This window comes from Vibrio ruber DSM 16370 (assembly GCF_900163965.1).
Taxonomy (GTDB): domain Bacteria; phylum Pseudomonadota; class Gammaproteobacteria; order Enterobacterales; family Vibrionaceae; genus Vibrio; species Vibrio ruber.
The window spans coordinates 15694-27789 of the sequence record NZ_FULE01000009.1; the positions used below are offsets into that span (position 1 = coordinate 15694).

General features: G+C 47.2%; 11 protein-coding genes. 6 read left to right on the plus strand and 5 right to left on the minus strand.

Annotated elements, in window-relative coordinates; translation table 11 throughout:
- The first annotated feature begins 104 nt into the window (after positions 1–104).
- Positions 105–494 (plus strand): PilZ domain-containing protein, encoded by a 390-nt coding sequence (locus VR7878_RS02555; RefSeq protein ID WP_077333149.1) that lies wholly within the window; start codon positions 105–107, stop codon positions 492–494.
- Positions 495–614: 120 nt separating this feature from the next.
- On the opposite strand, the gene tyrA is transcribed toward VR7878_RS02555, so the two are convergent.
- Both tyrA and VR7878_RS02565 read right to left on the minus strand, forming a co-directional pair.
- A complete protein-coding gene (tyrA, locus tag VR7878_RS02560; protein ID WP_077333151.1) occupies positions 615–1742 on the minus strand; it encodes a bifunctional chorismate mutase/prephenate dehydrogenase in 1128 nt (375 codons plus the stop codon).
- Between the two features lie 11 nt (positions 1743–1753).
- The gene (locus tag VR7878_RS02565; RefSeq protein ID WP_077333153.1) at positions 1754–2821 is read right to left on the minus strand and encodes a 3-deoxy-7-phosphoheptulonate synthase; all 1068 of its coding nucleotides are present in this window, start codon (positions 2819–2821) and stop codon (positions 1754–1756) included.
- A 245-nt stretch (positions 2822–3066) separates the two neighbouring features.
- Between VR7878_RS02565 and VR7878_RS02570 the strand changes: the two genes are divergently transcribed.
- Positions 3067–4737 carry a sensor histidine kinase gene (locus VR7878_RS02570; RefSeq protein WP_077333155.1) on the plus strand — a complete coding sequence of 557 codons (1671 nt, stop codon included), beginning with the start codon at positions 3067–3069 and terminating at the stop codon, positions 4735–4737.
- Between the two features lie 23 nt (positions 4738–4760).
- Complete coding sequence (gene btsR / locus VR7878_RS02575) at positions 4761–5471, plus strand: two-component system response regulator BtsR (RefSeq protein WP_077333157.1); 711 nt, start codon at positions 4761–4763, stop codon at positions 5469–5471.
- A 13-nt stretch (positions 5472–5484) separates the two neighbouring features.
- Here btsR and nagZ read toward each other — a convergent pair whose 3' ends face one another.
- Positions 5485–6471, minus strand: coding sequence for a beta-N-acetylhexosaminidase (gene nagZ, locus VR7878_RS02580; protein ID WP_077333159.1), 987 nt, complete (start codon positions 6469–6471; stop codon positions 5485–5487).
- Between the two features lie 217 nt (positions 6472–6688).
- Between nagZ and VR7878_RS02585 the strand changes: the two genes are divergently transcribed.
- The gene (locus tag VR7878_RS02585; protein ID WP_077333161.1) at positions 6689–7807 is read left to right on the plus strand and encodes an anhydro-N-acetylmuramic acid kinase; all 1119 of its coding nucleotides are present in this window, start codon (positions 6689–6691) and stop codon (positions 7805–7807) included.
- 20 nt (positions 7808–7827) lie between these two features.
- A complete protein-coding gene (gene murQ / locus VR7878_RS02590; RefSeq protein WP_077333163.1) occupies positions 7828–8748 on the plus strand; it encodes an N-acetylmuramic acid 6-phosphate etherase in 921 nt (306 codons plus the stop codon).
- Between the two features lie 108 nt (positions 8749–8856).
- Here murQ and VR7878_RS02595 read toward each other — a convergent pair whose 3' ends face one another.
- A complete protein-coding gene (locus VR7878_RS02595) occupies positions 8857–9183 on the minus strand; it encodes a DUF2799 domain-containing protein (protein ID WP_077333165.1) in 327 nt (108 codons plus the stop codon).
- 374 nt (positions 9184–9557) lie between these two features.
- Here VR7878_RS02595 and VR7878_RS02600 point away from each other — a divergent pair, with 374 nt between their 5' ends.
- Positions 9558–11045, plus strand: a complete 1488-nt coding sequence (locus VR7878_RS02600; protein WP_077333167.1) for a carbon starvation CstA family protein — start codon at positions 9558–9560, stop codon at positions 11043–11045.
- 84 nt (positions 11046–11129) lie between these two features.
- On the opposite strand, the gene ispH is transcribed toward VR7878_RS02600, so the two are convergent.
- Complete coding sequence (gene ispH / locus VR7878_RS02605; protein ID WP_077333170.1) at positions 11130–12092, minus strand: 4-hydroxy-3-methylbut-2-enyl diphosphate reductase; 963 nt, start codon at positions 12090–12092, stop codon at positions 11130–11132.
- Positions 12093–12096 lie beyond the last annotated feature (4 nt).

A 12096-nucleotide genomic window follows, 5' to 3' on the forward strand; every position in this document is an offset into this window, starting at 1 on the left:
TGATGTAAAAGGCCGCCACTTGCGGCCTTTTTATTATCGGGAAAGACAAATGGCGGTGTATCCTTCGTACACCGGGCACCCCTCTACCACACAGAGGCAGAGATATGGCAGAAAAACGTCGATTTTCACGGATTATCTACCGGGCTCCGGCTTTACTGACTCAAGGGTCAGTCCACATTGCAACAACGGTTCAGGATTTATCACTGCACGGGATACTGCTTTCCGTCATTGGTGAACCGAGACTCGATCCCCACCAACCGGTTTACATTGAATTCCCACTCCCTGAAAGTGATATCTCGATTCAAATGACTGCAAATATTGTCAGTTTGGAAAACAGTATCTTGCACGCAAGTATTGCTTATATCGATGTCGAAAGTATTTCCCACCTGAAACGGCTGATTGAGCTAAATGTTGGCGATGACGCCCTGCTCCACCGGGAACTCGAACACCTGACTGATTTGGGTGATGAAAGTGACACACCTGATTCAATATAAACATAAGCTGGCTTAACAATAACCACAACGAAAAGCAGTGGTTTATTCGTGCTGACAATGTAAAAAAGAGCGGGTAACCCGCTCTTTTTTATACTTTCCGTCGATAATACAACTGAATATTTACCCGCGATGAATCGCATCATTGGCATGTTTGAGTAAACTCTGACTCTCTGACATAAATTTTTGCGAGTAGTCACCAAACCATTGACTGGTTTTAGCAAAGCTTTCGATAAATCGCGCCTTATCCTGTTCATCGATGATCGTCATCGCTTCGGTAAAACACTGATAAAAGCGGCGAATCATAGCGGTATTTTCTTCCGAGGAGAAGATGATATCACCATACAGATTCGGGTCTTGGCCGAACAAGCGCCCGACCATCACAAGCTCCAGACGATAAATCGGTGAACTGAGCTGAAGCAGTTTTGCCAAATCGGGGTTTTCTTTCGATAAATGCAGGCCATACACATAAGATGTAAAGTGCCTCAACGCCTGAATCAACGTCATCCCGTGATCATGATCTTCAGCCCGGAGCTGACATAGACTGGCTCCCCACATCGATAGTTGCTGGAGTAGCCACTGATAATGCTCGGCTCCGCGCCCGTCACAATAAACAACAACCTGCTTCGCAAGGCTGGGGACATCCGGACCAAACATCGGGTGCAATCCGACAACCGGCCCCGAATGAACATCAAGCATCGCTTGTAACGGCTTAGATTTTATTGAGGTCAGATCGCATAAAATACAATCTTCAGGCAAATTGTTGAGTTTCGAGATGACATCCAGTGTCAGATGAATCGGCACAGTCACAACAACCATACCCGCATCCTGCAACAGCTCATCAGCATGTTCCCAGTCCTGACGCCCCAATATTTTTACCGTATAACCGGACAAACGGAACATCCGGGCAAACAAGCGGCCTAGCTGCCCTTGCCCACCGACAATCACTATCGGACGCAATTCTGGGTTCAGACACTTAAACCCGGCATCTTTCTCACTAGCATAAGATTCACGCATCGTCCGGCGTAGAATGTCTTCAATCAGTTGAGCCGGAACACCTTGCTTCTCAGCTTCTTCACGGCGTGCCGCCAGCATTGCGGCTTCACGTTCCGGGGCATAAATCGGTAAACCGTGCTGACTCTTCACTTCACCGACTTTTTCAACCAACGCCAGACGACGGGCAAGCAGTTTAATCATCTGCTGATCGACTTCATCTATCTGATCTCGTAACGCGTTGAGCTCAACTGACATGAACAACCTCTTTAATCTTGCAAACGTTTCTCTAAAAATGGAACCAGATCCTGATGTGCACGACACAGCAAGGTTTCAGTCGCTTCCCAGCTGATACATGCATCCGTAATGGAGACACCGTATTGCATTTCCTCACGAGGCAAATCTGCGGATTGGTTTCCTTCATGAATATGGCTTTCGATCATCAATCCGATAATCGAGCGATTTCCCTCACGGATCTGATGGATCACATCTTCAGCGACTAGTGGCTGACGTCTGAAGTCCTTACGAGAGTTCGCGTGACTACAGTCTACCATCAATGCCGGGTCAAGTTGTGCATTGTGCATTTCTGCTTCGCATTCAGCAACAGAAACTGAATCATAATTGGTTTGCTTACCACCACGCAGGATCACATGCCCATTCGCATTCCCCTGAGTCGTCAATAACGCGACCTGTCCTTCAGCGTTAATCCCCATGAAACGGTGGCTCGATGAAGCAGCCTGCATCGCATTAATTGCCGTAGATAAGCTACCATCTGTGCCATTTTTAAACCCGATAGGCATCGATAGACCGCTGGCCATTTCCCGGTGAGTCTGAGATTCCGTCGTTCTCGCTCCGATAGCTGCCCAGCTAAATGTATCGGAAAGATATTGAGGACTGATCGGATCAAGCGCTTCCGTTGCAAGCGGGATTTCCATTTCTGCCAACTCGACCAATAATTGCCGGCCGACATGCAGCCCGTGTTCAATATCGAATGTACCATCGAGATGCGGATCATTGATTAATCCTTTCCAGCCCACGGTTGTCCGTGGCTTTTCAAAATAAACCCGCATGACTAAATACAGTTGATCACTCACCGCTTCAGCTAACGCTTTAAAACGTTGCGCATATTCTTTGGCTGCGCTCAGATCATGAATCGAACAAGGGCCACAAACAACCAGTAAACGGTGATCCCGTTTATGAATAATGTCAGCAATCGTCTGACGGGACTGATGAATGAATTGCTGTGCATTTTCACTCAGAGGCAGCTTCGCTTTCAGTGCTTCCGGCGTAATCAAAACCTGTTGGTCAATTATATTAATATCATTGAGTTCATTCATTGTCGCCACCTGTACAAATAATTTTACACTTCATTTTCTATTCAGAGAATTAAATCACATTTAAAACTTAAATTACCAGCAAAAACGCCACTTGTGAATGTAAATAAATAAAAACATTAAGTGTAAATAATTATTTACATTCTAACAACGCCATCACGTCATCACAATTCACTGACAGGTTAGTATTTTATTGCTACGCCTTCCCCTAAAATAAGCAAACAGTTTACAAGATATTTTGTCTGACCATGGATGTGATTCTTTCCCTGCTGCAACAAATGTGCGTTTATCTTGTGCTTGCTTATATGCTCAGTAAAACGCCCCTGTTTCTGCCACTCCTGAATATTTCTTCCCGCCTGGAACATAGGTTGTCCATTTATGTGCTTTTTTCGCTGTTTTGCATTCTGGGCACTTACTTTGGCTTACAAATCGATGATGCTATCGCCAATACCCGGGCTATCGGTGCAGTGATGGGCGGGTTATTCGGTGGGCCGGTCGTCGGTTTTGCGGTGGGCCTGACTGGTGGACTTCATCGTTACAGCTTGGGCGGCTTTACTGATTTAGCCTGTGCGATTTCAACCACAACTGAAGGTCTCATCGGCGGGTTACTGCATACCTACCTGATGAGAAGATACCAACGGGAACGTCTGTTTCAACCGGGAGTGGTGTTCGGGATCACGCTATTCGCGGAAGTGATTCAGATGTTGATTATCTTATCGGTTGCCAAACCATATGACCAAGCGTTTTCACTGGTCAGTACCATTGCAGCGCCAATGATTATCGCCAACTCTGTCGGCGCCGCGCTGTTTATGAGTATTCTCAAAGACAAAAAATCGATTTATGAAGAATACTCTGCAACCTTTTCCCGCAAGGCATTACGCATTGCTGAACGTTCCGTCGGGCTGCTGTCCGATGAATTTACGGCTAAAACCGCCGGGCCGGTCGCCCGAATCGTCTATGAAGAAACCAATGTCGGCGCCGTATCCATTACCGATCGAGAAAAAATTCTTGCGTTCATTGGCATCGGTGATGATCACCATCATCCCAACACTCCCATTTCATCGCCCAAAACACTGGAATCGATTGAGAAAAATGAAATTATCTATCTCGATGGATATGAGCGTCCTTATCAATGCTCACTGTCGCCGGACTGTAAATTAGGGTCTGCGCTGATCATTCCGTTACGCGTTGATGATCGCGTTATCGGCACGATCAAACTGTATGAACAGAAGCGTAAACTGTTTTCATCGATCAATATGTCAATGGCCGGAGGGATTGCACAGTTATTATCGAGTCAGATCCTGCATGGTGAATATCAACAGAAGAAAACATTGTTGTCTCAGTCAGAGATCAAGCTCCTTCATGCGCAAGTGAATCCTCATTTTCTCTTTAATGCATTGAATACCATTAGTGCGATCATTCGCACCGACCCCCGGCAGGCTCGCGAACTGATTCAACATCTGGCTCATTTCTTTCGCAGTAACTTAAAACAGAATATTGAAACCATCACCCTTGCAGAAGAGCTGGCGCACGTAAATGCCTATTTGAGGATTGAACAAGCCCGCTTTTGTGATCGCCTTGAAATTGAGATTCAGATCGATCCGTCACTCATGGAGCGGCATCTACCCACCTTTACACTCCAGCCTTTAGTGGAAAATGCGATTAAACATGGCACCTCTAATTTACTCGGGCAAGGAAAAATACGTATTTATAACCAACCCACAGCACACGGACACCTGATTGTTGTTGAAGATAATGCCGGGCTCTACCGCGCTTCACCCCATCCGATCCAGGGGCTTGGTATGCAAATCGTCGAAAAACGTCTGATCAATTACTTTGGTCATTCATCACAACTGCAAACTGACATCCAGCCGGATGTCTCGACAAAAATGCAGTTTTTACTCCCAAACCTAACTTGAAATATCTTTGAGAGACTATCTGAATGCAAGTACTGATTATTGATGATGAAATACATGCCAGAGAAGAACTGATTCAACTGCTTGAAGAAGATGACACGTTGAAGATCATCGGTCAGGCCGGCAACGCCATTGACGGGCTGAAACAGATCAACCAGCTCAAACCGGACGTCGTTTTTCTTGATATCCAAATGCCGCAGATCACCGGTATCGACCTACTGGCGATGTTAGATCAAGAAACCATGCCGAGAATTGTTTTTGTCACAGCCTATGATCAATATGCTGTCCAAGCCTTCGAAGATAACGCATTTGATTACCTGCTCAAACCCATTGATGAGCAGCGGTTACGCAAAACCCTGCAACGGTTAAAACGAGATATACAACGACAGGATATCTCTTCTATTATCCCGAAGTCACTGGAACAGATCCCGTGCACCGGACTCAACCGGATTGTGATTATCCCAATACAGGCCGTTGAGTTTGTCAGTAGTGATCTGGCTGGCGTGCATGTCCAAACCAGTGACAAAAAAGCCACCAGCCAGCTTACATTGAAACATCTGGAAGAAAAAACCCCGCTGCTGCGCTGCCACCGTCAGTATTTGATTCATCCGAAAAACATTCAGGAGATCAAGCTACTCGAGCATGGTCTGGCTGAGGTACTGACCATTTCGGGATATACGGTGCCGGTTAGCAGGCGCTATCTGAAAAACTTAAAAGAAACGCTCGGAATCAGTTAGACAACATACCGGGTTACTCCTCCGTCAGTGGTCTGAGCGCTGCCACAGCCTGTTTCCACTGAGGGGTTGCTTTCAGTTCTGCCGGATTAAACGCGCGCTGTTTTTGCAGAGATTCAGCACCGGATACAGCCATGATCGGTAAATGATCCAACACGCGGACTGATGCATCCCGATCATTACACAGTAATAACATATCGCATCCTGCCGCCAAGGCCTGATGGGAACGGGCAACCGCATCGCCCATGATCGAGGCACCTTCCATCGCCAAATCATCCGAAAAAATAATGCCATTAAAACCGAGTTTGTGCCGTAAAACCTGCTTCAGCCAGAATGCCGAACCGCTCGCAGGCTGTTGATCGTAATGAGAATAAATCACATGAGCCGGCATAATCGCATCCAGTAAATCAGCCTGAATATGCTGCCGGAACACCTGCATATCCGTGTCGAAAATATCTTCACGATGATCGTACGGTGTTTCTTTATGTGAATCTTCGACCACCCCACCATGTCCCGGAAAGTGTTTGCCCGTTGTCGCCATCCCGGCAGATTTCATCCCCTGAATATAGGCCCGACTCATTGATATGACCGTCTCATCATCTTCACCAAAAGCTCGGTTGCCAATTGCCCGACAGGAAAATCCCGTATCAAGAACCGGGGCAAAGCTTAAATCAATATCATGCGCTATCAGCTCACTGGCCATTAACCAGCCACCCAGTCGTGCTAAGCGTTCACTCTCAGGGGAACGGGCATAACTTGCGGCTGCCGGTAAGCGGGTAAATCCATCCTGAAAGCGTTGAACACGGCCCCCCTCTTGATCGACCCCAATCAGTACCGGTGTTCTTGCATATTGTCGAATCGACTGAGTTAAAGCCTGCAACTGTCTTGAATCGAAATAGTTTCTGGCGAATAAAATCACCCCGCCGACAGTCGGATGCGCCAACATCTCTTTTTCTTCCGCACTCAACTCACATCCTTCAACATCTAGCCACAGCGGCCCCATACCTGTCTCCCGAACTCGAATGATTGATTTGAGCCGATTATATACACAACAGCGCCCGGATGCAGTTCTATTCGCAAGAGCAGTATCGCGGCTCTGCAGGTAGTTAACGCTTTGAAGGACAGATAAAAAAGAACAATCAGCAAAGATTTGCCAGCACAGTGGTGCTGTGACAAAAATCAATTACAATGCAATGATGCGCCACCCAAAGGAAACGATCATGGCTGAGAAAGAATTGTATATTGGTGTGATGTCCGGCACGAGTCTGGACGGTGTTGATGTGGCTCTGATTGAAATCGATGGCCAGAATATTCAGTTGCTCTCATCGGCAATCTATCCGATGCCCGAATCAATCAAACAAAACATTCTGGATATCTGTACCGGCCAGCCGACACATCTGCCAGCAATTGGCAGGCTCGACCATCGTCTGGGACATTTGTTTGCGGATGCAGTCAATGCACTGCTGGAACAAAGCGGCTATCAGGCTGAAGATATCCGGGCAATCGGGTGTCACGGACAGACGGTCTATCATCATCCGGACGGAGACACTCCTTTTACAATGCAGCTCGGAGATGCCCATATTGTCGCAACCAAAACAGGTATTGATACCGTGGCGGATTTTCGTCGTAAAGATATGGCGTTGGGGGGACAAGGTGCCCCACTCGTACCTGCTTTTCACCGGGTCGTTTTTCCGCATAAGAATGCGACGCTGGTTGTACTTAACATCGGTGGTATTGCCAATATTTCAGTAATCAGGCCGGAACAGCCACTTTTGGGATATGATACCGGCCCGGGAAATATCCTGATGGATGCCTGGTGCCAATATCATACACAAGAAAAATACGATCAGGATGCACAGATGGCCCGCAGCGGGCACATTGATACCGCGTTACTGGAACTGATGAAACAGGATCGCTATTTTTCACAACGCCCCCCGAAAAGCACCGGCAGAGAATACTTCAATCTCGATTGGGTATGGTCAAAAGTCAAATTGCTGAACCGTCCCATTGCTCCCGAGGACGTACAAAGAACACTGTGTCGGCTGACCGCAGAAACCATTGCCGATCAAAGCTGTTTATATGCCAGCGGTGTTCAGCCCCGGCTATTTGTCTGTGGTGGCGGAGCTAACAATCCCTTACTGATGCAGGAGCTACAAACCCTGTTAAAAGACTGGCTGGTCAGTGGTACATCGGAGCAAGGCGTTGACAACGATTATATGGAAGCGATGGCTTTTGCCTGGCTGGCCTATCAACGCATACATGAACTCCCGAGCAACGTTCCTGAAGTCACCGGTGCTACCCAAGCGGTATCACTGGGCGTCATTTATACCACCCGATAAAATTACAAGAGTAGAAACTTATGACTAATGATGCTTTGCTGTCCGCACTGTCTCAACTGGTTTCTGAAGGACGAAACCCGGAAACCATGGATATCGATTTGCTGTCTACAGAAGCCATTCTGGAGCGACTGAATCAGCAGGACAAAACCGTGCCTTTTGCAGTAGAAAAAGTCATTCCTCAAATTGCGACCGCAGTCGATGCCATTACCACAGCATTTAAAAATAAAGGGCGATTAATTTATATCGGTGCCGGTACCAGCGGTCGTCTGGGGGTGTTGGATGCATCGGAATGTCCCCCCACTTTCGGCGTGTCGGATCAGATGGTGATCGGTTTGATCGCCGGGGGCAAAGAAGCGATGTTTAAAGCCCAGGAAGGCAGTGAAGATTCCCCGAGTGCAGCGAGTGATGATCTCCAAAACATTGCGCTTACCCCGCAGGATGTTGTGGTCGGTATTGCAGCCAGTGGCCGAACCCCCTATGTGATTGGCGGGCTGGAATATGCCAACCAAATTGGCGCTACAACTGTAGCCGTCTCCTGTAATCCGGACTCCAAAATCGCAGCCATTGCACAGATTGCCATCTCACCGCTGGTGGGGCCGGAAGCATTAACCGGCTCAACCCGATTGAAATCCGGTACAGCACAAAAACTGATCCTGAATATGCTGACAACCGCGAGCATGATCCGCTTAGGTAAAAGCTATCAGAATCTGATGGTTGATGTTCAGGCCACCAATAAAAAACTGGAAGCCCGGGCTGTCAGAATCGTCATGCAAGCCACGGACTGTGAAAAAACACGAGCCGAACAATTACTGGCACAAAGCCACAATAATGCCAAAGTTGCAATTTTGATGGCGCTGACCGATATGAATTATCAAGAAGCACTTGAGAAGCTCTCACAATCGGAAGGGTTCTTACGTAAAGCAATCCGACCGTCGTCTTAAAATATTCAGTTACGGTCTGTTATCTGTTGGTCGTTTCAATACTCGCTGACCTATGTCGCTGAACCATGTCGCTAAATCATGTCGCTGAGAGATGCAATAGCTCGTCGCTCAGTGACTGGTATATTGATCCCAACCACGTTGCCACTCCATGCGAAACCGGTTTCCTGCCGGAGTTCCGGCACAAACCCCATCATAATATTGACCGGATAACCCGATTTGATAGGCAAAATCTGGATTACAATACTGGGTAACCCCGTCATCATATCCCTCATCATAATCGGCTAGTTGAACAGCCCCCAGCTTGTGAAGCGCTTGATAGGAACGCTGTTGATGTCCTGCAATCCCATCACGATAACCGATTTGATACCAATCTCCTTGTGTGGCAAGTGATTGCTCCGACGCAGAACACCCTAACAACAGTAAAGAAATGGCCATGCCAGCGAGCCAATTAGGAAAATTTATCACGACATCAATACCTTGTTTTAAACTTATGTAACTTCAACCATATACGCTTTCGGCACAAAACACCAAACTACGCTGCCCGGTTTGCTTTACAGCACATCATGATTGACCGTAATCCACTAGGGGCAGTTGACCTTTCGTGGTTGAATTTCGTTCAATCTGAGCGGGGATTAATCGCGGCGCGGGGCAGTCGCTTAGCCATCCCCTAAATAACAAACCACTTCTTGCGGACAGAAGACCACTTAATTCTCCATACAACCACTCAGCTGACTTTAACATGCATTACAGTTCTGGTCAGACTAGTCTATTGATAGAACATCTCTGCCCGCAAACAGAAGGAAAATAATATGTTATGGTTCTTCGTCTCCCTGATCGCTTTAATCGGCGGCTACTTTATTTACGGTACCATTGTCGAAAAAATATTTGGTATTAATGAGAAACGCCGAACCCCTGCCTACACTCAGCAGGACGGGGTAGATTATGTCCCGATATCAACGCCAAAGGTCTACCTTGTTCAGCTATTGAACATTGCCGGTGTCGGCCCTATATTCGGGCCAATTATGGGCGCGCTATATGGCCCGGCGGCATTATTATGGATTGTGGTTGGCTGTATTTTTGCCGGTGCCGTACATGATTATTTCTCCGGGATGCTCTCCGTCAGAAATGGGGGAGCCTCAGTACCGAACATCAGCGGCAAATACCTTGGTAACGGCGCGAAACATTTTATGAATGCCTTTGCGATTATTTTGTTACTGCTGGTTGGGGTTGTGTTTGTTTCTGCACCTGCCGGTATGATCACCAACTTGGTGAATGAACAATTTTCACTACATGTCGGCACGGGTCTGATGGTCATCATCATTTTTGCTTACTACATTTTGGCCACGATCGTTCCCGTCGATAAAATTATCGGACGTTTATATCCGTTATTCGGAGCGCTGCTCATTTTCATGTCTGTTGGGTTAATCACCGCAATTATGCTCTCTGACAAACATACCATTATGGGTGGATTTGCTATCGAGGATCTGTTCAGTAACCTCAACCCACGCGATATGCCACTGTGGCCGGCACTCTTCATTACCATTGCTTGTGGTGCGATATCCGGCTTTCATGCCACGCAGTCTCCTTTAATGGCACGCTGTATGGAAAATGAAAAAAATGGCCGTTTTGTCTTCTTCGGCGCCATGATTGGTGAAGGTGTGATTGCTTTAATCTGGTGTACGATTGCCTTGTCTTATTTCGGCTCACTGGACGGGCTTTCTGAAGCGATTAATCAAGGTGGACCGGGTAACGTGGTCTACAGCTCTTCATTCGGATTACTAGGTGTATTCGGGGGGATTCTGGCGTTTCTTGGTGTGGTCATTCTCCCAATTACTTCCGGAGATACAGCTTTCCGTTCCAGTCGTCTGATCTTAGCGGAGTATTTTAATATTGAACAGAAAACCCTGCGTAGTCGCTTATTAATGGCGATGCCACTCTTTGTTGTCGGTGGTATTCTGACTCAGGTTGATTTCGGGATTATCTGGCGTTACTTTGGTTTTGCCAACCAGACCACCGCAGTCGTCATGCTTTGGACTGCTTCCGCATACCTTCTGCGCCACCAGAAATTCCACTGGATCACCACCGTTCCTGCACTGTTCATGACAACGGTTTGTGTCAGCTTTATTCTCAACAGCAGTACGCTTGGATTTGGACTACCGATGCAAATATCAACTATTCTTGGTTTCTTGGCTGCGATTGCGATGCTTGCCTATGTGCTCAAAGTGACCAAAGGCCATGACAATGAGGCACTTTCCAAAGTGAACAAAGCATCGGACGAGCAGACTAAAACAGCTTAGTCACATATAGTCTTCATCATTTTTCATGTAAAAAAAGGGCTCCCTTCGGGAGCCCTGATATCATCATCGGAAACAAACTAATGGTCAGTCTACCATCTTCATTTGCAACTCTTTCGGCACTTCAAAAAACATATTTTCTTCTCGTCCCAGCACTTCTTCCACTGACACAGCGCCTAGTTCTTTAATCCGCTCAAGAATCTGATTGACCAGAGCTTCCGGTGCCGAAGCCCCTGCTGTCACCCCGACAACCTGTACACCGGATAACCACTGTGGATTAATATCTTCCGGCGTATCGGTAAGAAATGCAGCCGTGCCCAGTTTTTCGGCTAACTCTTTCAGCCGGGTTGAATTCGACGAATTTTTAGAGCCGACTACAATCATCACATCCACTTGCTGAGCAAGGATCCGCACCGCATCCTGCCGATTCTGCGTGGCATAGCAGATGTCATCTTTGCGAGGCCCTTGAATTTCAGGAAAAACGCGCCGGAGTTCATCAATCACATCCGCCGTTTCATCCACTGAAAGCGTCGTCTGACTGACATAATGAAGATGCTCCGGATGTTTGACGAGAGCTTTCAGCTTGACCACATCTTCCGGTTTTTCAACCAAATACATACCACCGCTCTGGCTGGCATATTGCCCCATCGTCCCTTCAACTTCCGGGTGTCCGGCATGGCCAATTAACACGACTTCCATATGTTTTCTGCTGGCTCTGGCAACTTCCATATGAACTTTCGTCACCAACGGGCAAGTCGCGTCAAACACCGTCAATGATCTGGATTTAGCTTCATTTCTGACGGCCTGAGAGACACCATGCGCAGAAAATATCACAATATGATTGTCCGGAACTTCGTTCAACTCTTCAACGAAAATAGCGCCACGCTGTTTCAAGTCTTCAACCACAAATCGATTATGGACGACTTCATGACGAACATAGATCGGTGGCTGATACATTTCCAAAGCCCGCTCGACAATACTGATGGCTCGATCAACACCGGCACAAAAGCCACGTGGATTTGCTAGTAATATTTTCATGTCATTGCTCATGGTT

What these genes read in the sequence shown, in the direction of transcription:
- VR7878_RS02555 (WP_077333149.1), top strand. Translation starts at nt 105, where the DNA reads ATGGCAGAAAAACGTCGATTTTCACGGATTATCTACCGGGCTCCGGCT.
- tyrA (WP_077333151.1), bottom strand. Translation starts at nt 1,742, where the DNA reads ATGTCAGTTGAGCTCAACGCGTTACGAGATCAGATAGATGAAGTCGAT.
- VR7878_RS02565 (WP_077333153.1), bottom strand. Translation starts at nt 2,821, where the DNA reads ATGAATGAACTCAATGATATTAATATAATTGACCAACAGGTTTTGATT.
- VR7878_RS02570 (WP_077333155.1), top strand. Translation starts at nt 3,067, where the DNA reads ATGGATGTGATTCTTTCCCTGCTGCAACAAATGTGCGTTTATCTTGTG.
- btsR (WP_077333157.1), top strand. Translation starts at nt 4,761, where the DNA reads ATGCAAGTACTGATTATTGATGATGAAATACATGCCAGAGAAGAACTG.
- nagZ (WP_077333159.1), bottom strand. Translation starts at nt 6,471, where the DNA reads ATGGGGCCGCTGTGGCTAGATGTTGAAGGATGTGAGTTGAGTGCGGAA.
- VR7878_RS02585 (WP_077333161.1), top strand. Translation starts at nt 6,689, where the DNA reads ATGGCTGAGAAAGAATTGTATATTGGTGTGATGTCCGGCACGAGTCTG.
- murQ (WP_077333163.1), top strand. Translation starts at nt 7,828, where the DNA reads ATGACTAATGATGCTTTGCTGTCCGCACTGTCTCAACTGGTTTCTGAA.
- VR7878_RS02595 (WP_077333165.1), bottom strand. Translation starts at nt 9,183, where the DNA reads ATGGCCATTTCTTTACTGTTGTTAGGGTGTTCTGCGTCGGAGCAATCA.
- VR7878_RS02600 (WP_077333167.1), top strand. Translation starts at nt 9,558, where the DNA reads ATGTTATGGTTCTTCGTCTCCCTGATCGCTTTAATCGGCGGCTACTTT.
- ispH (WP_077333170.1), bottom strand. Translation starts at nt 12,092, where the DNA reads ATGAGCAATGACATGAAAATATTACTAGCAAATCCACGTGGCTTTTGT.